The following is a 19,601-nucleotide window of genomic DNA, read 5'->3' on the forward strand; positions in this document are numbered from 1 at the left end:
TCTGAATGATCTTGGGGCATGTTGTTGTCGTCCATAATTATTTCGCATAAAATGATTCAATATGTCTATTAAGCTTGATGAGGTTTTCTTCAAAAAACTCATTTTTACTGTTAAGCCAATTGATGTAATCTACTATTTTTTTTACATCTTCAATGTTCTTATCTGATTTTGAAGCCAGTTTTTTAATAAAGGACTCATCTAAAGTAGACGTATCCATATTGTAATCTGTTCTTATTTTTTCAAGAAAGTAAGTTACTTTTTTTTGTACTAAGTTTTTATGATTTTGAGTTTCAAAATATAAGTTTGATACCGTTTCTACAAAACCAACGGTTGTATTTTGCAAGGGACGGATGGTTTTTACAATACGTTGCCGCCGTTTAGCATTAAAAATCATAAATAATATTCCAAACAGAATGGCGGTATACCAAGCCCATTTAAATGATGTTTGGTCAAGAAACCAACTTAAGTTAGATTGTTTTTCAACATTACCATCATAGCCCGTTTGAATTTTAGAGTAAGAATCAAAATATAAATCGCTATTCGGTAAGTGGGATAATACACCTTCTATATACCTAAAGCGATTCTCTTTTAAGATGTTGTAATTGGTAAAGGCTTTCGGTTCTGTATGAAGAAAAACAGTGCCTTCACCAAAAGGAATTTTAATAAAATTTACATGTTTGTAATTTATTTTAGAATAGCCTAAAGCGTCACATGTCGTTTTGTCAAATCTTGAAAAATAGTTATCACCTACATTTTTATCAATTTTAATATCTGGAATATCGAAATGTTTGAGGCTTAAATAGGACGTACTATCGATTTCATTTTTTATATACTCAATATCAAAATTTAACGTATCGTGAATTTTTTGAGGAAATACATAATCTGAAACAAAGAGCGTGTTTCCCGTATGCACAAAGTTTAAAAGCGCATCAATGGAGCTCGCTTCCAAATAATTTGAGTTTCCAATAATAATAAAACTGCCTTTGGCTTCATGATCTCCAAACCCATCTGCCTTGTGAGCTTTCAAGTAACTGGCAGGTTGATGGTACACTGTTCTTACCTTGTTTGGTGTGAAGAGGTTAGGGAGTTCTTTGTACAACACACTTACCCCGTAAGGCTTGTTACTCGTTTCGTTGAAAGACTCCTCCCAGTCTATAGTTTTTTGAAATTTTACCCCGAGCATAATCGCCGCAGAGACCACCAAAACAATTAGGATGATTAAAACGGGTAAAATCTTTTTCATGAATTTACCTGTTTTAAAAATAGGGTGAAGTGCTGTTTAGCCTTTTCATATTTGGTCATATTTACGGGAAATAGGCCATACCAAATATAATTGTACAGGTATGAAATATAGGTGAATGTTTCACCAAAGGGTGTGCCCGAAACCTCGTTTAAATAGTCGTTATTGGTTTTGTCATCTTCAAATTGTATGTGATTATTAGTACTTAGATTTTGTAATATAAGAAGGTAATAAAATCGGATAGCTAATCTGTAATTGTTATTCTTTTCAGCCTCTAAAATAAGGGATTCAATATTGGTGCTGTTAATATTCTCAGCGTTTATGTCCTCATAAGAAGCTATTGATCTTTTAGCTTTTGAAGAAAATAACCCCGATCCTCCTTCATTTATAAGTATAAACACAAGATAACCAACCGCTAGAGCAATAGCTATATAAAACAGATAGGCCAGTGGGCCTAGATTAAAAATAAGCTGTTTTGAATTATCGTCATCCTTTTGCTTTAGTTTCTCTTGTTTGTAATCTTCATAATGTCCTGAACCGCTAGGGGTAGTTTTAATAACCACTTTTCCTTCATAATTGAATTTGTCACTAGAGTATCTTGATTTGAAGTTATCATCAAAACGTCTGGCATGAATAGGTTCTTGTATTAACGTTATGGCATACACTTGATTCACCTGAAACATTGCAATAAGTGAAAATAATAAGACGTATGTAGGGTTTAATTTCAATTAAAGTTAAAATTTGTTGGTAATGTTTGGGTGATTTTTTTCTGAACTTTTATAGGGTAAATTAAATAATAAAATGAAATAAAGCTTAGAGTAATAGCAATAATGCTCACCGATAACCAATGTGGCATAATGTTGGAGTAACGCGTTATAAAACCTTCAAGGAAACCTGCAACAAAAGTAAAAGGAAACGTACTTATTAGAATTTTTATTCCTGTTTTAGCCCCATGATTCAAAGATGCATACCGTGAGTAAGTACCAGGAAATAAAATACTGGCTCCAAGAATTAAGCCAGCGGCGGCTTCAATCATAATGGCAAAAATTTCCATAGCGCCATGAATCCATATGCCTCGAACACTTTCCCAAAACACCTGTTTTTCATAAAAAAAGTACTGAAAGGAGCCTAGCATAATAGCGTTTTTAAACATAATGTACAGGGTGCCAATACCCAAAAAAATACCAAGTACAAAGGCTATAATGCCTACTTTAAGGTTGTTTATGGTTATTCCAATAAAACTGCCCCAATTACTACCACTCTTATAAACCGCAACTGGATCACCCGCTTCAATATTTTCTAGAGACATATTAACGTAGTCATCACCTAAAACTGAACGCACAAAACCACCATCATTAGCTGCAGAAATAGTACCAATAAACGTAAACGCAAGAAATATAATTATAGCAACATAAATAAAAGTTCTGTATTGATAGCATATAAGCGGAACTTCTGTTTTCCAAAACCCAAAAATACGGTTGGTGTCTTCGCGTTTTGTTTTATATATTTTTTGAAAGGCCTTAGCTGCAAGTTGGTTAAGATATACAATAACTTTACTTTTGGGGTAGTAGGTTTGTGCGTAGGCCAAATCGTTAATAAGGTGAATGTATTGTGAAGCCAATTCATCAGGATTTTCAAAATCATTATTAAACACGGCTTTTTCAAAACTAAGCCATTTTTCTTTATTTTGCTTGATGAATGAAACTTCTCTCATATAGACAATAAATTAAAATATAAAATGTCAGAGATACAAATTAACACGACTCAAAATGTGAAAATAACTTTTAATGCCGCAGGGCCAGGAGAGCGGCTATTGGCATTTATCATTGATATGGTTATAAAAGTAGGTTATTTGTTGGTTTTAAACTGGTTTTTTGGCGCTTTTGAGAGTATGGACAGATGGTCTCAAATAGCTATTAATACGATATTAAGTTTTCCCGTGATGTTTTACACATTGGCATTAGAATCTTTTTTTCAGGGGCAAACCATTGGTAAACGCGTGATGAAAATTCGTGTTGTTAAAATAGATGGGTACCAAGCCGCTTTTTCTGATTATTTAGTACGATGGTTTTTTAGGATTGCCGATGTTTATATTTTTGGGCTCGGTTTTTTTGTGATGTTAATTAATAAAAAAACACAACGTATTGGTGATATGGCTGCTGGTACCGCTGTAATAGCTTTAAAAGATAAGGTGACTATTAATCATACTATTTTGGAGCATTTATCAGAAGACTATAAACCAACATATCCTAATGTGATAAAGTTGTCAGATAACGATGCACGTATCATAAAAGAAACTTTTAATATAGCGAGATCTGCAAAAGATTATAAAACACTTATAAAATTGAGAACAAAGATTATTGAAGTAGCCGATATAAAGAATGTAAAGCATAACACAGATACCGAGTTTATTGCTGTTATTTTAAAAGATTATAATTTTTATACCCAAAATATGTAATTGGTTTTACTTAATATTTAACGCTTTATGTTTTATATAATTGATATTTTAGGGGTTATAGCTTTTGCCATTTCGGGTGTTTTAGTGGCTATTGAAAAGCGTATGGATTTATTTGGAATCCTAATTATTGCGTTTGTAACCTCGGTAGGAGGCGGGACGTTGCGCGATTTGCTTATTGGTGACACCCCCGTGAGTTGGATGCGCGATATGACTTATACCTATGTTATCTTTATATCGGCTGTATTTGCCATTCTTTTTAGAAGTAACATCAATTATTTGAGAACATCCTTGTTTTTGTTTGATACTATTGGTATAGGATTATATACACTAGTAGGTATTGAAAAAGGGATTCATGCCAATTTACACCCTATAATATGTATTGCCTTGGGGACTATTACTGCTAGTTTTGGAGGTGTTATTAGAGATATTTTGTGTAACGAAATCCCCGTTATTTTTAGAAAAGAGATATATGCAACACCATGTATATTAGGGGGTGTTACTTATTTTTTATTGAGAGAATTTCCTATAAAGGAAAATCTGGTTTTTGTAGTAGCAGGTGTTGTTGTAATCGTTACCAGGCTTTTGGCGGTTAAATTCAAGATATCCTTACCGTCTATTTACCCTAAATAATTATTCTATCACTTCTACTTTTCTAATGTAAATGTTTCTTAGAGGCCAATCGGCACTGTCTGTTTCAACTGCTGCAATTTTATCAACCACATCCATTCCTCGTGTTACATGCCCGAAAATGGTATAATCGCCATCAAGAAAATGAGCGCCTCCTTTTTGCTGTACAATGAAAAACTCATAAGGAGAAGCTAGTTTATGAGGATTATCAATTTCACTACTTGGCATTGAAATCACACCTCTGTCATGTGTGAAACCGCGCTTGGTGTCTGGTGGTAAAAGATACTTGCCAATATGCGCCCGTTTTCTAGCTGTTTTTTTGTCGTCACTATTACCCCCTTGAATCATAAAATTATCAATAACCCTATAAAACTGCGTGCCATCAAAATATTTTTGTTTGGCTAACCAAATGAAATTACATCGGTGAAAACGTGTTTCATTATAAAGCAGGATGTCTATTTCTCCAAAATCGGTTGTAATTCGTACTTTATTCTCTTTATGGTGTTTATTATACTCTAAAAAGAAATCCATAGCACTACGAGAGTCTAGTTTAGGAAACTCGCGTTTTGGTGTGGTATTAGAAAGCTCAGGCTCCTCTTCGTTTTTTAGAGGTTTTTCAATAACTTCTTTGTCTGTTGTTTTCTTTTTAGTTTGCTTATCTTCACAATTTAAAAGAAGAAGAAACATACTTAAAAGGAATAGATATCTCATAAATGAATTTTGATTTTTTTTTGCAATCGATTTCAAAAATAAAAAATATCCCGCTTCCAGCCGAAAGCGCGCATTTTAAAATGGTACCTACATTTCGAAAAGCCTTCTTAAGTCAGCAAGAGGAGGCCATTAAAAAAGCAAAGCATGCTGGCGTGTTAGCACTATTTTACCCAAATGAATTACAAGAAACCCAGTTTGTTTTAATTTTAAGAAAAACTTATAAAGGAGTGCATTCTGCTCAAGTAGGCTTTCCAGGAGGCAAGCTAGAAAAGCAGGATAAGTCCCTAATGGAAACGGCACTACGTGAAACCTATGAAGAAGTTGGCGTGCCCACAGATAGTGTTCAAATATTCAAGGCGCTTTCAAAGGTTTATATTCCGCCAAGTAATTTTTATGTATACCCTTTTATTGGAACAAGTATGCATAAACCGCGTTTTGTTAAGCAGGAAGATGAAGTAGAAGATATTATAGAGGTAGACTTAGATGTTTTTTTAGATGAAAAAGCTCTCATAGAAAAAAAAATTAAAACCTCATATAGCGCTGCCACTAATGTACCTGCTTTTCTTCTTAACGGCCATGTGGTTTGGGGAGCAACAGCCATGATGCTTAGTGAGATTAAAGACTTAATAAAAGCGGTGGTTTAGTCTGTAGATTTACTACATTTGCAATACCAACTAAATTTGACGTGTGATTTATGGGATTGTTTAAACGAAATCCATTCGGACATATACTTTTTATTAAAAAATGGTTGATTAGAGTTCTTGGAGCCATGACGCACAGGCGCTTTAGAGGCTTCAATGAGCTTCAAATAGAAGGTTCTGAAATTATCAAAGATCTGCCGGATACTAATGTGTTATTCATATCGAATCATCAAACGTATTTTGCTGATGTAGTAGCCATGTTTCATGTGTTTAATGCCAGTTTAAGTGGTCGGGTAGATTCCATTAAAAATGTGGGTTACTTATGGCATCCAAAACTCAATATTTATTACGTAGCCGCTAAAGAAACTATGAAAGCAGGTTTGTTGCCAAAAATTCTAGCTTATGTGGGGTCTGTAAGCATTGAGCGTACATGGCGATCTGAGGGTAAAGATGTTAATCGTCAGGTAAGAATGAGTGATATTTCTAATATAGGAAAAGCACTAGATGATGGTTGGGTTATTACTTTTCCCCAAGGAACAACAACGCCATTTAAACCTATTAGAAAGGGAACAGCTCATATTATTAAACGTTATAAGCCTGTAGTAGTGCCTATTGTTATAGACGGTTTTAGGAGATCATTTGATAAAAAAGGACTGCGCATTAAGAAAAAAAATATTCTACAATCCATGGAAATTAAAGCCCCATTGGAAATTGATTATGACAATGAATCTACAGAAGATATTGTAAAAAAGATAGAATTTGCCATTGAACAGCACCCTTCCTTCTTAAAAGTTATTCCGCAGAAAGAGCTTGAAGCTCAGGAAGCTCTTAATAAAATGCGTGAATGGTAGTTACGTTAATAACTACTAAGAATTCCTTTTTTTAATATATTCTGAATTTTCTATTTTGCGCTTTCCATTTTAAGACACCCAAATGAAAGTCTGTATTGCAGAGAAACCAAGTGTAGCGCGCGAAATAGCAGCCGTTTTAGGAGCCAATACCAAATGCGATGGCTATTTTGAAGGTAACGGTTATGCGGTTACCTACACTTTTGGGCATTTGTGTACCTTAAAAGAACCTAATGATTATAAACCCTATTGGAAAAGTTGGGATTTAAATAATTTACCCATGCTCCCTGAGAAATTTGAAACCAAGGTGGTAGCTAATTCGGGTATTCAAAAACAATTTAAAATTGTAAAAAGCTTATTTGATAAAGCAGACGTTATTATCAATTGCGGTGATGCTGGACAAGAAGGTGAGCTTATTCAGCGTTGGGTGATGAATGAGGCGCAGTATAAAGGAGAGGTTTTAAGATTATGGATTTCTTCACTCACTACCGAAGCTATTAAAGAAGGTTTTGAGAATTTAAAACCAGCTACAAATTATGATAATTTATATTACGCCGGATTTTCTCGTGCTATAGGCGATTGGTTATTAGGCATGAATGCTACGCGACTTTATACGCTTAAACATGGTGGTTATAAACAAGTTTTGTCGGTTGGTAGGGTGCAAACACCTACGTTAGCTATGGTGGTAAATCGGTTTAAAGAAATAGAAAATTTTAAACCACAGCCCTATTGGGAGCTTCAAACCCTTTATAGAGATGTTTTATTTAGCTATGAAGAAGGGCGTTTCTTTAAAAAAGAAGATGGTGAGGCTTTAGCCACCAAGGTGAAAGAAAGTGATTTTGAAATTGCTTCAATTACTAAGAAAAAAGGGAAGGAGTACGCACCAAAGCTTTTTGATTTAACAGGCTTGCAGGTATATTGTAATACCAAGTTTGGTTTTTCGGCTGAAGATACTTTGAAGATTGTCCAGGCATTATATGAGCGCAAAGTGGTCACTTATCCTAGAGTAGATACCACATTTTTACCTACCGATATTTACCCAAAAGTTTCTGATATTTTACAAAAATTGACCAATTACAGCGCGTTGACGCAGCCTCTTTTGGGTAAAAAAATTAAAAAATCTAGCAGGGTGTTTAATGATAAAAAAGTAACCGATCACCATGCTATAATACCAACGGGGATTCAAACCAATTTACAGTACAATCAGCAACAAGTTTATGATATAATTGTAAAGCGGTTTATTGCTGTTTTTTATGATGATTGTACCGTAGCTAATACTACAGTAATTGGTCATGCTGCGGATGTGAATTTTAAAGCCACAGGAAAGGAGATTTTGGAAAAAGGGTGGCGTATTGTATTTGAAACGTCCGATAGTAAGAAAAAAGAATCAGGTATTTTGCCTGCGTTTAAAAAAGGAGAAAAAGGCCCTCATGAACCCTCGTTTTTAGAGAAAGAAACTAAGCCACCGAACCAGTATACAGAGGCCTCATTGCTTCGGGCAATGGAAACAGCAGGGAAACAGGTTGATGATGAAGAGCTAAGAGATTTAATGAAGGAAAATGGTATTGGCAGGCCGTCTACGCGAGCCAATATTATTGAAACGTTATTTAAGCGTAAGTATATAAAGCGCAACAAGAAACAAGTGTTGCCCACGGTTACAGGAATTCAACTTATTGATACCATACAAAATGAGTTGCTAAAATCGGCCGAACTTACGGGCTTCTGGGAAAAGCAACTGAAGGATATAGAAAAAGGAACTTATAGTGCCAGTGCTTTTATTAGAAACATGAAGCGCATGGTTGATGCTTTGGTTTATGAAGTGCGGAGCGAAACGAAGCGCGCTAATATTTCACATGCCACTACAATTAAAAAACGTCAAGCCAAGGAGGAGGCAAAAAAAAATGCAGGTATCACGGCTGAAACTTGCCCTAAATGTAAAAACGGACAGCTTATAAAAGGTAAGTCGGCCTTTGGTTGTTCAAAATATAAAGAGGGTTGTAATTTCGTTCTTCCGTTTAAATTTCAGGAAAAAAAGATTTCTGACAACCAATTTTTAAGGCTCTTGCAAAAAGGGGAAACCGTTAATTTAAAAGGCTTTAAAACCAAAGCCGGAACGGAGGAAGGAGTGTTAACTTTTGATGAAAATTTTAAATTAAAACTAATCTCAAAAACACCAGTATCAAAGAGTACAAAACCCGAAGAGATGCTTTGCCCTAAGTGTAACACAGGCACCATTTTAAAAGGTAAAACAGCTTATGGGTGCAGTGCTTACAAAACGGGATGTGATTTTAAAATGACTTTTGAGGCTGTGAAGTTAAAATTAGAAGGCCAAACACCAACCAAAGCACTTGTGTATAAAATTTTGAAGTCAAATGTCTGAAAGCATTCATAGGCATTTTTTAATTTTTAAACCGTATGGTTTTTTGAGTCAGTTTAAGAGTAATGATTCTAAACAGCAATCTAAACGATTCTTAGGTCGATTATATGATTTTCCTGAAGAGATAATGGCTATTGGGCGTTTAGATGAAAAGTCGGAAGGCTTATTGTTACTCACAACCGACGGAAAAATGAGTGATTATGTAAATAGTAGTTATGTAGAAAAGGAATATTTTGCTCAGTTGGATGGTGACATAACTGATGAAGCTATTGCGTTGCTACAAACAGGTGTTGCTATAGGCCTACATGGAAAAAAGTACCAAACTAAACCTTGCCAGGTTTATAAGCTAGATCAAGCACCTCAATTGCCTAGTCGCCAAAAAAAAATACGAGATGACAGACACGGACCAACATCATGGGTGTCTGTTACTTTAAAAGAAGGCAAGTTTAGACAAGTTAGAAAAATGACATCGGCTGTTGGTTTTCCTACCTTGAGATTGGTTCGGGTACGGATAGGTGATTTTTATATAAATAACATGTTGCCAGGTGACGTTATTGAATTGCCAGATTGGCGCGTTAGGGATTGAAGCGGTAGCTTTTGGCGAGCTGTGCTTTGAGTCAAAACTTTAGCGTAAAGCCCGACCTTTATCATGAGCACAACTCAGGAAAAAGGAACGCTATAAACATTATAATTCTAGTTTTTGTAATTCATTATAATTTCGGTTAAGGCGCTTTAATAACAAACCGTAAATGAGTTTGTAAAACAACCAGATAATAACCACAAAAACAGCCGTAAAACCAATCATTACAGCATACATGAGTAAGAGTTGCTCATCTGTGGCGTTGGCAAATTTACGAGAGGCCTCTGGGTTGTTTTTTAAGCCAAAATAAATACCAATAACCATAGCAAAAAAGCTAACAACAAGGTTGTAAATAACATAGTATTTTATGATTTTTCTGGTTTTTAAAATACTTTCCATAAGTTTTTTAGCACTATCGGTCACAGAAATGGCTTTATGCGCTTTAAAGAGTAAATAAACAAATAGAAATATAATACCATAGCTTATCATGTTTACTAGGGTAAAAACAGTTTGATTGGTGTAAACCATATCTAACTTGGCACGGTAGCTAGCCGACATAAAATAGGGTGAAACATTAATTAGTGTCCAAAAAACAAGTTCTGCAATACTAATGTAGAACAGTGTTTTTACAATACTGGATGATTTTTTATGTAGCATTGGATAAATATCTTTTGCAGATAGGTTTTTATCCTGAGACGGCTTATTCCAGTCTTTTTTTAATAAATCTAATTCATCCATAATCTTACGGATTTAAAATGGTTTTTAGCTTGGTTTTAATCCGATTCATTTTCACGCGTGCGTTCACCTCACTAATTCCCAACGTTTCACTTATCTCTCTATAGTCTTTGTCTTCTAAATATAAAAATATCAGTGCCTTATCAATATCATTTAATTGGCGTATGGCTTTGTATAATACTTTAAGTTGTTCTTCTTCAGTATTATCATAATCTTCTGATTTTATTTTAAACTCTACACCGCTAAAATCTTGCGTGTTTATGGTACGCTTTGATTTTCTGTATAGAGTAATAGCGGTGTTTAATGCCACTCGATACATCCAAGTGCTAAACTTGGCATCTCCTCTAAATTTTGGATATGCCCGCCATAGTTGAATGGTGATTTCTTGAAATAAATCATTGTGTGCATCATAATTGTTTGTGTACAGACGACATACCTTATGCGCTATATTTTGATGCTTTTCAAGTAATTCAACAAAACTATGTTCTAGTTCTTTATTCAAATGTGATGGTTTAGTTACTCTGTAAGTAGTTTAAATGTTTAGAATGTTACAGCTATTTTGATATTATATGTGATAAAACTATGTAAGTGGTTGTAAATTATATTTTTAATGAAGTTGTTTTTGGTGGTGTTATCATGGTAAAAGTAACAAATATTTGTTGAAACACTTATGCTTTCGTGTTGAAGATAAACTTTAACCTTGTTATTGGATATGTTGGTCATAATCTAGAAAAAACAAAAAGCCACTTCATACAAAAGTGGCTTCTATTAAAAGGGGATACTCATTTTAATTGTTTACTGAAATGAGATTAATATCAAAAATTAAAACAGAACCTCCAGGTATTCCTGAATAATCATAACTTCCGTAAGCGAGGTGTGATGGAATTAATAATTTTCCACTTCCGCCTTCACTAAAATATGTGATGCCTTCGGTCCAGCCAGGAATCACTTGATTCAAATTAAAAGAAATGCCAGCTTCATCACTTTCATCAAACACTTTTCCACTAGTAAAATAACCTTTATAAGCTACAGTAACATTACTACTGTATGAAGGCGTGTCACCGGTTCCTTGTTCTTCTATGATATAGTATAAACCCGTGTCACTTTTTGTGGCCTCTAAATTATTAGCTTCAATATAGGCCTGAATTTCTTCGTCGTTTTTTACTCTGTAGTCTATATACTCATTGTCATTTTTATCTTTTGAGCACGATGCTAAAATAGCGCAGGTAAATAGGAATAAAAATTGTTTCATCATTTAAAATTTAGGCGCTAATATAGCACAGATGTTAAGTATTATTTCCTATAAATATGTTAAATGATGTTCAAAAAAAAACCACTTCTGTTAAGAAGTGGCCTTTATTTATATAGAATGCTGAACACATTAGGGCGTCAACTATTTAATCATGTCATAACTGCGCTTAATAAAGTTGGTTAATTCTTCACCCTTTAATAAACCTTGAGACAGTTTAGCTAAATCTAAACTTTGATTAATTAAACGCTCTTGTTTCTTTTTGGTTTTTGTGTTAATAATTTCACCAACTAATTCAGAGTTTGTATTTACAACAAGGTTGTACATTTCTGGCATATTACCCATACCAAACATGCCGCCACCGCCAGTTTGTTGCATTTCTTTCATTCTGCGCATAAATTCAGGTTGTGTAATGATGAACGGACTTGCGTTGCTATCCATAGCTTCAAGTTGTACCATAAATTTATCAGAAGGAATCACTTCTTTTAACAACTCATCAAGCGCTTTCTTTTGATCTTCATCTAATTTAGAAATTGTGTTTTCGTCTTTCTTGATAAGGTTGTCAATATGATCACCATCAACACGAGCAAATGAAATCTTCTCTTTGGTAGTTTCAAGCTTTTGAATTAAATGTGATACAATAGGAGAATCTAATAGTAACACTTCATAATCTTTGGCTTTAGCAGCTTCAATATAACTATGTTGTGCATCTTTATCAGACGCATAAAGAATCACTAATTTATCATCTTTATCGGTTTGTTTTGCCTTGATTTTGTTATATAACTCGTCATAGGTATAATACTTACCATCAACCGTTGGGTAAAGTGCAAAAGCTTCTGCTTTTTCAAAGAATTTTTCTTCAGAAAGCATACCATACTCAATAACGATTTTGATATCGTTCCATTTAGCTTCAAAATCTTCACGATTGTTGTTGAACAACGATTTTAATTTATCAGCAACTTTTCTGGTTATGTATGATGAAATCTTTTTTACAGCGCCATCAGCTTGCAAGTATGAACGTGATACATTTAACGGAATGTCTGGTGAGTCAATCACACCACGCAACATGGTTAAAAACTCAGGAACAATACCTTCAACATTATCGGTTACAAAAACTTGGTTTTGGTACAGTTGAATTTTGTCCTTTTGTATTTGCATATCATTACTCAACTTAGGGAAATATAAAATTCCTGTCAAGTTGAACGGATAATCAACATTTAAGTGAATGTGGAATAAAGGCTCTTCAAACTGCATGGGGTACAACTCACGGTAAAAGTTGCTGTAATCCTCATCTTTTAAATCGGTAGGTTGTTTTGTCCAAGCCGGATTAGGGTTGTTAATAATATCGTCAACCGTAATTTTTCTATGAGGTTCTTTGGTTTCTTTACCGTCTTTATCTGTTACAGTAGCAGGCTCATGCTCAGGGTCATTGATTTCCTTAGTTCCAAATTTGATTGGAATTGGCATGAATTTATTGTATTTTAATAGCAGTTCACGAATTCTGCCATCTTCTAAGAACTCAGTAGAGTCTTCTGCAATATGAAGAATGATTTCAGTACCTCGTTCTGTTTTGTCGGCAGTTTCTAGTGTGAATTCAGGAGAACCATCACAAGTCCAATGCGCGGCGGGTTCATCTTTGTATGATTTAGAAATGATTTCTACTTTTTCAGCAACCATAAATGCTGAATAAAAACCAAGACCAAAATGACCAATAATTCCTGAATCTTTTGCAGAATCTTTATACTTATCTAAAAATTCTTCAGCTCCAGAAAAAGCAACCTGATTAATGTATTTTTCAACTTCATCAGCGGTCATACCTAAGCCTTGGTCAATAATATGAAGCTTTTTTCCTTCTTTATCAATTTTAACTTCAATTTGAGGGGTTCCGTATTCAACCTTTGCATCACCAATATTAGTAAGGTGCTTTAGTTTTAAAGTAGCATCTGTGGCGTTACTAATAAGCTCACGTAAAAATATTTCGTGATCGCTATACAAGAATTTTTTAATGAGTGGGAAGATGTTTTCAACCGATACATTAATATTTCCTTTTGTCATGATTTATAATGATTTATTTATTGTTTTAATTACTTGTTTAACCAGTCAACAAAAATGCCATTTAAAGAAATATGACAAACTGACACCTGTTTTAGAATTTACATCTATGAAACTGAATAGATTATTTTGTAAATTGGTTATCTTAAAAAGATAATAGCCATGTATAATTCAAAAATAATAGGTTTAGGAAAGTATGTTCCAGATCATGTGGTGACCAATGATGATTTATCTAAAATCATGGATACCAATGATGAATGGATTCAAGAACGAACAGGGATAAAAGAACGACGGTGGATTCCTGAAGGTTCAGAGGATACTTCAGCTGTGATGGGAGCCAAGGCTGCAAGAATAGCTATTGAGCGCTCTGGATTAACAAAAGATGATATAGATTTTATTGTATTTGCTACGCTTAGTCCCGATTATTATTTTCCAGGGTGTGGGGTACAGATTCAAGATATGCTTGATATGCCAACCGTAGGAGCGCTTGATGTGCGTAATCAATGTTCTGGTTTTGTTTATGCCATTTCTGTGGCCGATCAGTTTATCAAAACAGGTATGTATAAAAATGTTTTGGTTATTGGTGCTGAATATCATAGTAATGGCCTTGATAAAACAACCCGAGGAAGAGGAGTAACAGTTATTTTTGGAGATGGTGCAGGGGCTTGTGTGTTATCTAGAGAGGAAGACCAGTCTAAAGGTATTTTGTCTACACACTTACATAGTGAGGGGAAGTATGCCGATAAACTGATAGTAGAATCACCTAGTATTGCACATTGGGTGCCTGAAATATTACAATCAAAAGAAGAGGATATTTCTTATTTTCCTTATATGGATGGCCAATTTGTTTTTAAACATGCTGTAGTACGTTTTAGTGAGGTCATTATGGAAGGGTTAATGCAAAATGGCATGCAAAAAGAAGACATAGATATGTTAATTCCGCATCAAGCCAATTTAAGAATAGCTCAATTCATTCAGAAAAAGTTCGGATTAAATGACAACCAAGTTTTTAATAATATAATGAAGTATGGTAATACTACGGCGGCATCTGTAATTATAGCGTTAACAGAGGCTTGGGAAGAAGGTAAAATAAACGCTGGAGATAATGTGGTTTTGGCAGCTTTTGGCAGTGGCTTTACATGGGCTAGCGCCATTATAAGGTGGGTTTAAATATTTAAAATAAACAAGAGAAAACAAAAAGCCCAAAACTAATTAGTTTTGGGCTTTTCTAGCTATTAATCAACTTCAACTAACACTAATGTGAAGAATCTTGTTATATAAGACGTAATATTGTCTTTTTTATTGCATTGATTATTAAAGTTTTAACTTTTTTTAACATACAAAGAAAAACTCGAAAATAAATTTCGAGTTTTTTATATACTAATCATAAACTACGAATTTTTTGAAATGTGTAGACGACTAACTCTAAATAATTATTTATCCGCTTTGGTTAGATAGTATATAACCTCCTAACGTTAATTGTGACGTTTTATTGTTGATAATCAAAAATTTAACATATAAATGAACGTGTGAGATAAAAAAATCGAACTCCCACGGTAAAATACTATGGGAGTTCTTTTTCAATAGCCTTTTAAATAACACTAACCATCAACTATTATGCACAGGCTATTGCGTTTATATTATAGAAAGCCACCGCTACCTGACTTTTCATTATTATCACGAGATTTTCTTCTTAAAGCCTTATATTTGTTACCTCCAAATCGGTATGAAAGGGCAATATTCCATGTGTTACTTTCCCAATTAAAATCACCTCGTGAAGGGTAAGGCGTTCTGCCTTCAAAGGCAAATTGCATGGTGTTAAAAATATCGTTATAGTTAAAACTGAAAGTAGCTCTGTCATCTTCCATGAAACTATATCTTAGTCCTGTATTTACAAAATACATGGGTTTTCTGGTAAATTGAATACCTTTTTGTTGGCCTCTGTATAACCCAAATAAAGAAAAGCTTAATTTTTTTGAAGCTTTAAAATTATTAAACAATCTTAAGTTCCAAATCACATTATCCACTTCAATTTCTTCTCTTACAATGTCCTCTGGGGTTGCGTTGGGTAAATCGTCTGTATCAAGGTACTCAGTGATGCCTTTTTGAGTTTGTGAGTACAGATCAAAACTACCATTTAGGCTCCACCATTTAGCCACTCTGTAATTAGATGACAGTTCAAAACCGTAAGCCGAAGTGTTTGAGAAATTATCAAAAGATAGAATGACTTTTCCCGAACTAATGTCTGTTCGATCAATATAAACATATCTGCTAATGTTGTCTTCAATAATTCTATAAAATACACCAGCTGTTATGCTTCCCTTTTCAAATTGTCTGGTATAATTGGTTTCAATGGAATTAGTGAACTGGGGTTGTAAATTGGTGTTTCCAAACGAAGAAATAAGTGGTGTGCTCCATTCTCTAATTGGGTTAACTTGTTGTAATCCAGGGCGATCTACACGTCGACTGTAACTTAGTTGATAGGCGTTTTTTTCTGAAGGTGAGTAGGTTAAAAACACCGATGGGTAAATTTGAAAATAATTGTTTTCAAACGGAATGAGTTCAGTTGCATTGTCATCAAAAAGTCTTAACGCTTTGGCATTAACATTTACTTGTTCAGCGCGTATGCCTGCTTGATAACTCCATTTTTCGGTTTTTCTTCCATAGGTGAAATAGATCGAATAAATATCGCGTTTATAATCAAAATCTGTGCTAGGCGTGTTTATAATGTTACCTTCGCCATCAAAAGTTTTACCTGTTGAAAAATAGTCAACGTTTGATTCAAATAACCTCGCCTCTAAACCAGCTTCAATTTTAGCCTTTTCACTAATTGGGTTAACGTAATCTGCATTTATTGTGGTTCTGTTTCTATCAGTGTTAACATGGTCTACGTAATTTTGAGGAAAAATAAAGTTGACAAAATCAAAATTTGCCACTTCTTCTTGCTCGTAGTCGTTGAAGTTAATCTCAATGTCTAACGTTTCATCCTCTTTATCAAAATTGTGTTTATATGCCAAATTATACTGACCCGAGTTGTTTTCTGAAATGTTGTTAAATATTTGTTCTTGAACAGGTTCTCCTGGAAAGGTGATAACGGTATTACCAAACGCTTTTCCTGAAAATATATTTTGGTTGGTGAAAAAAGATATGGTGTTTTTATCATTCATATAAAAATCTACCCCAACTTTATACAGATGGGATTTGTTATTATTTCCGAATGTGAAATCTTGTCTATTAGATTGATCGTCTAAACGATTAATATTTCCAAAATTGTCATATTTACCAATATTATTGCCATAGTTTCCATAAAAATTAAACTTTCCATGTCTATAATTCATATCAATAGAACTATTGAACTTAGCAAAAATCTCTTTGGTCAGGCCTATATTAAGATTGCCGTTGAAACCGACTTGCGTATTTTTATGTAGCTTAATATTAATAATACCACTCATACCTTCAGGATTGTATTTTGCTGAAGGATTGGTAATGAGTTCTATTTGTTTAATTGATGTAGAAGGAATTTGTTTTAATAACTGGGCAATAGGTACGTTGCTTAATTTGCCGTCAACCATAACTCTTACATTTTCGTTTCCTCTAAGACTAATGTTTCCGGTTTGTTGATCAACATTAACAGATGGTAGATTATTCATAATATCACTGGCACTGGCTCCAGCCGTTGTTAAATCTTTGCCTATAGTGATTACCTTTCTGTCTACTTTTTGTTGTATGGTAGATAGTTCAGCTACCACGGTTACCTCATCAAGGTTTTCGGCTTCTTCTTCTAAATAAATTTTGCCCAGATTTACTTTGTAATTACCTTTCTTTATGGTTACTGGTTTGCTGTAAGTTTTGTAACCAATGTATTGAATGCTTACTAAAACATCGCCTTCAATGATATTATCTATATTGAAAGAACCATCGTCAGAGGTAATGCCACCCGTTAAGGTAGCGCCATTGTTGTTTTTTATTATTACGTTTACGTAGGGTAAGGGTTCCTTTAAATTTGCGTCTAAAACAATGCCTGATATCGATCCGTTTTTATCGCCATTTATAATTGGAGGGTTGAGTGCGTGAGTCAAAGTTGTAATGTGTAAAACGCACATGAAAAATAAGTTTTTCATTGAGATAAGTTTGTTGATTGATGATGAATAGTTTAATAGATAGACGTTTGTAGGTAGAGTCTGTTACGGGTTTTGTTTTACTTAACAATAATTTAACATTATGAATAAAAAAACTTTAGTGCTAGGCGCGTCCTTAAAACCTAATAGATACTCAAATTATGCCATTCAAAGATTGGTGGCTAACAATATTGAGGTGGTTGCCATTGGTTTGAAACAAGGAGAGGTTTCTGGTATACAAATTGAAACTACACTTAAATCACATAATAAAATACATACGGTGACCATGTATTTAAACGCAACACGTCAAAAGGCATATTATGACTATATTTTATTATTGAAACCAGAGCGCGTTATTTTTAATCCTGGTACCGAAAACCCAGAACTTTATAAACTGTTACAGCAAAACAATATTTTTTATGAAGAAGCCTGTACTTTAGTTTTGCTTTCTACGAATCAGTATTAATCCAAGAAATGTAAGCAGGCCATTAATGATTAATATTTCAAAGCCTATTTGGTAACCGTTTAAAAGCTCTGCTGAATAGCTGTTGAGTAAATATGAAATTAAAGGCGCAATGAGTGCAACTATCCAAACATAGGTGTCTTTCAGTTTTATTTTAGTGAATATACCAAGGGCAAATAAACCAAGCAATGGGCCGTAGGTGTATCCTGCCGCTTTAAATAATTCCCAAATAACAGAAACATCCTTAAAGATGGCATCAAAAAGAACAATAACTACAACCAAAAGGGCGCTAATGAAAACATGAGTGCGTTTTCTAATACGTTTTTGCGCTTCAATAGGTTTTTTATCTAATTCAATAATATCAATGCAAAAAGATGTAGTTAAACTGGTTAAAGCAGAATCTGCGCTTGAATAGGCTGCGGCAATTAAGCCAAGTAAAAAAAATGCTGAGGTTAAAATTCCTATTTCGGGGAGCATCGCTATAGTAGGGAATAAATCGTCTTTTTTTGCCATAATACCATGCTCATTGGCATATTGGGTTAATAAAAGCCCCAACACTAAAAACAAAATGTTTACAAAAATTAATATGATACTGAAAGAAATCATATTTTTTTGCGCTTCTTTTAAATTTTTGCAGGTTAGATTTTTTTGCATCATATCTTGATCTAATCCAGTCATGGTAATAGTGATGAATATACCTGCTAAAAAGCTTTTTATGAAATACTGAGCGTCATTTACATTATCAAGAAAGAATACCTTGCTCAAGGCACTTTCTTTAACATTTGTGTAAATGGAAGATATGTCGTTAAGGTTAAGGGTCGAAGCCAAAAAAGCAATAGTAATAACTACTGAAACCAGCATAAACAAGGTTTGTAAGGTGTCAGTAAAAATAATAGTTTTAATGCCGCCTTTAAAGGTGTAAAGCCAAATCAGTCCTATGGTAATAATTACGGTTACAGTAAAAGGAATATGATATTGATCAAAAATTAATAATTGTAACACTTTAGCCACTAAAAAAAGTCTAAATGAAGCCCCAACGACTCTAGATATTAAAAAGGCAATGGATCCTGTTTTATAGCTTACTCTGCCGAAGCGATCTCTCAAATAAGTGTAGATTGAAGTGAGGTTGAGTTTATAATAAATAGGAAGTAACACATAAGCTATAACAAGATATCCAAAAAAATAGCCAAACACTACTTGGAGGTAGCCAAACTGTTTTGTTTCAACCGCACCTGGGACCGATATAAAGGTAACGCCAGATAAGGAAGCACCTATCATTCCAAACGCAACCAAATACCAAGGCGCCGATTTATTTGCTTTGAAAAAAGCATCGTTACTGTCTTCTTTTCCAGTGAAATAGGATATTAACATCAAAACGATGAAATAAGAAGCGATAAGAAAAATGATTTGTATTGAGGACATGTATAAAAATTAATGTTTTGAAAAGTACAAATATAAACTTCCAAAAACCAAATGGAATATCACCTATTTTAATGAAGAAT

The 19,601-nt window shown here is 34.0% G+C and carries 18 protein-coding genes; 8 read left to right on the forward strand and 10 right to left on the reverse strand.

The window, feature by feature from the left end; all coding sequences use genetic code 11:
- Positions 1–37: 37 nt before the first annotated feature.
- From KFZ70_RS09945 to KFZ70_RS09955, 3 genes are read right to left on the reverse strand one after another with little or no spacing between them, the layout of a single operon-like run.
- Entirely contained in the window at positions 38–1,243 is a 1,206-nt protein-coding gene (locus KFZ70_RS09945) for a DUF4350 domain-containing protein (protein ID WP_139695490.1), read from the reverse strand.
- Positions 1,240–1,968 carry a hypothetical protein gene (locus KFZ70_RS09950; RefSeq protein WP_139695487.1) on the reverse strand — a complete coding sequence of 243 codons (729 nt, stop codon included), beginning with the start codon at positions 1,966–1,968 and terminating at the stop codon, positions 1,240–1,242. Before KFZ70_RS09950 ends, KFZ70_RS09945 begins: the two co-directional genes overlap by 4 nt.
- Positions 1,965–2,954, reverse strand: a complete 990-nt coding sequence (locus KFZ70_RS09955; RefSeq protein ID WP_139695485.1) for a stage II sporulation protein M — start codon at positions 2,952–2,954, stop codon at positions 1,965–1,967. The genes KFZ70_RS09950 and KFZ70_RS09955 overlap by 4 nt, the downstream gene beginning before the upstream one ends.
- 24 nt (positions 2,955–2,978) lie before the next feature.
- Here KFZ70_RS09955 and KFZ70_RS09960 point away from each other — a divergent pair, with 24 nt between their 5' ends.
- Both KFZ70_RS09960 and KFZ70_RS09965 read left to right on the forward strand, forming a co-directional pair.
- Positions 2,979–3,698: an RDD family protein gene (locus KFZ70_RS09960; protein WP_139695482.1), complete on the forward strand. Its 720-nt coding sequence runs from the start codon at positions 2,979–2,981 to the stop codon at positions 3,696–3,698.
- Positions 3,699–3,725: 27 nt separating this feature from the next.
- Positions 3,726–4,328, forward strand: coding sequence for a trimeric intracellular cation channel family protein (locus tag KFZ70_RS09965; protein WP_139695480.1), 603 nt, complete (start codon positions 3,726–3,728; stop codon positions 4,326–4,328).
- Here the strand turns inward: KFZ70_RS09965 and KFZ70_RS09970 are convergent, their stop codons facing one another.
- On the reverse strand, positions 4,329–5,036 hold the full coding sequence (locus KFZ70_RS09970) for a peptidylprolyl isomerase (protein WP_139695478.1): 708 nt from the start codon (positions 5,034–5,036) through the stop codon (positions 4,329–4,331). It lies immediately after the preceding gene.
- A gap of 2 nt (positions 5,037–5,038) precedes the next feature.
- On the opposite strand from KFZ70_RS09970, the gene KFZ70_RS09975 reads away from it, so the two are divergent.
- The 4 genes from KFZ70_RS09975 (at position 5,039) to KFZ70_RS09990 (ending at position 9,488) form a co-directional block, all read left to right on the forward strand.
- On the forward strand, positions 5,039–5,680 hold the full coding sequence (locus tag KFZ70_RS09975; protein WP_139695477.1) for a CoA pyrophosphatase: 642 nt from the start codon (positions 5,039–5,041) through the stop codon (positions 5,678–5,680).
- Positions 5,681–5,730: 50 nt separating this feature from the next.
- Positions 5,731–6,528 (forward strand): 1-acyl-sn-glycerol-3-phosphate acyltransferase, encoded by a 798-nt coding sequence (locus KFZ70_RS09980; RefSeq protein WP_139695475.1) that lies wholly within the window; start codon positions 5,731–5,733, stop codon positions 6,526–6,528.
- 82 nt (positions 6,529–6,610) lie between these two features.
- Complete coding sequence (locus KFZ70_RS09985) at positions 6,611–8,905, forward strand: type IA DNA topoisomerase (RefSeq protein WP_139695473.1); 2,295 nt, start codon at positions 6,611–6,613, stop codon at positions 8,903–8,905.
- Complete coding sequence (locus tag KFZ70_RS09990; RefSeq protein WP_139695471.1) at positions 8,898–9,488, forward strand: pseudouridine synthase; 591 nt, start codon at positions 8,898–8,900, stop codon at positions 9,486–9,488. Before KFZ70_RS09985 ends, KFZ70_RS09990 begins: the two co-directional genes overlap by 8 nt.
- Positions 9,489–9,587: 99 nt before the next feature.
- Here the strand turns inward: KFZ70_RS09990 and KFZ70_RS09995 are convergent, their stop codons facing one another.
- From KFZ70_RS09995 to htpG, 4 genes are all read right to left on the reverse strand, one after another.
- Positions 9,588–10,220, reverse strand: a complete 633-nt coding sequence (locus KFZ70_RS09995) for a hypothetical protein (RefSeq protein ID WP_139695469.1) — start codon at positions 10,218–10,220, stop codon at positions 9,588–9,590.
- Positions 10,221–10,224: 4 nt separating this feature from the next.
- A complete protein-coding gene (locus KFZ70_RS10000) occupies positions 10,225–10,719 on the reverse strand; it encodes an RNA polymerase sigma factor (RefSeq protein WP_139695467.1) in 495 nt (164 codons plus the stop codon).
- Positions 10,720–11,004: 285 nt separating this feature from the next.
- A complete protein-coding gene (locus KFZ70_RS10005; protein ID WP_139695577.1) occupies positions 11,005–11,469 on the reverse strand; it encodes an FKBP-type peptidyl-prolyl cis-trans isomerase in 465 nt (154 codons plus the stop codon).
- 141 nt (positions 11,470–11,610) lie between these two features.
- Positions 11,611–13,521, reverse strand: a complete 1,911-nt coding sequence (gene htpG, locus KFZ70_RS10010; RefSeq protein ID WP_139695465.1) for a molecular chaperone HtpG — start codon at positions 13,519–13,521, stop codon at positions 11,611–11,613.
- A gap of 159 nt (positions 13,522–13,680) precedes the next feature.
- On the opposite strand from htpG, the gene KFZ70_RS10015 reads away from it, so the two are divergent.
- Positions 13,681–14,688, forward strand: a complete 1,008-nt coding sequence (locus tag KFZ70_RS10015) for a 3-oxoacyl-ACP synthase III family protein (RefSeq protein ID WP_139695463.1) — start codon at positions 13,681–13,683, stop codon at positions 14,686–14,688.
- Positions 14,689–15,158: 470 nt separating this feature from the next.
- Here the strand turns inward: KFZ70_RS10015 and KFZ70_RS10020 are convergent, their stop codons facing one another.
- Positions 15,159–17,639 carry an outer membrane beta-barrel family protein gene (locus tag KFZ70_RS10020; RefSeq protein WP_139695461.1) on the reverse strand — a complete coding sequence of 827 codons (2,481 nt, stop codon included), beginning with the start codon at positions 17,637–17,639 and terminating at the stop codon, positions 15,159–15,161.
- Positions 17,640–17,739: 100 nt separating this feature from the next.
- Between KFZ70_RS10020 and KFZ70_RS10025 the strand changes: the two genes are divergently transcribed.
- Positions 17,740–18,102, forward strand: coding sequence for a CoA-binding protein (locus KFZ70_RS10025; protein WP_139695459.1), 363 nt, complete (start codon positions 17,740–17,742; stop codon positions 18,100–18,102).
- On the opposite strand, the gene KFZ70_RS10030 is transcribed toward KFZ70_RS10025, so the two are convergent.
- The gene (locus KFZ70_RS10030) at positions 18,073–19,521 is read right to left on the reverse strand and encodes a sodium:solute symporter (RefSeq protein ID WP_139695457.1); all 1,449 of its coding nucleotides are present in this window, start codon (positions 19,519–19,521) and stop codon (positions 18,073–18,075) included. The two genes, KFZ70_RS10025 and KFZ70_RS10030, sit on opposite strands and share 30 nt — an antisense overlap.
- Between the last annotated feature and the right edge of the window lie 80 nt (positions 19,522–19,601).

Source organism: Allotamlana fucoidanivorans (genome assembly GCF_045788535.1).
Lineage (GTDB): Bacteria > Bacteroidota > Bacteroidia > Flavobacteriales > Flavobacteriaceae > Allotamlana > Allotamlana fucoidanivorans.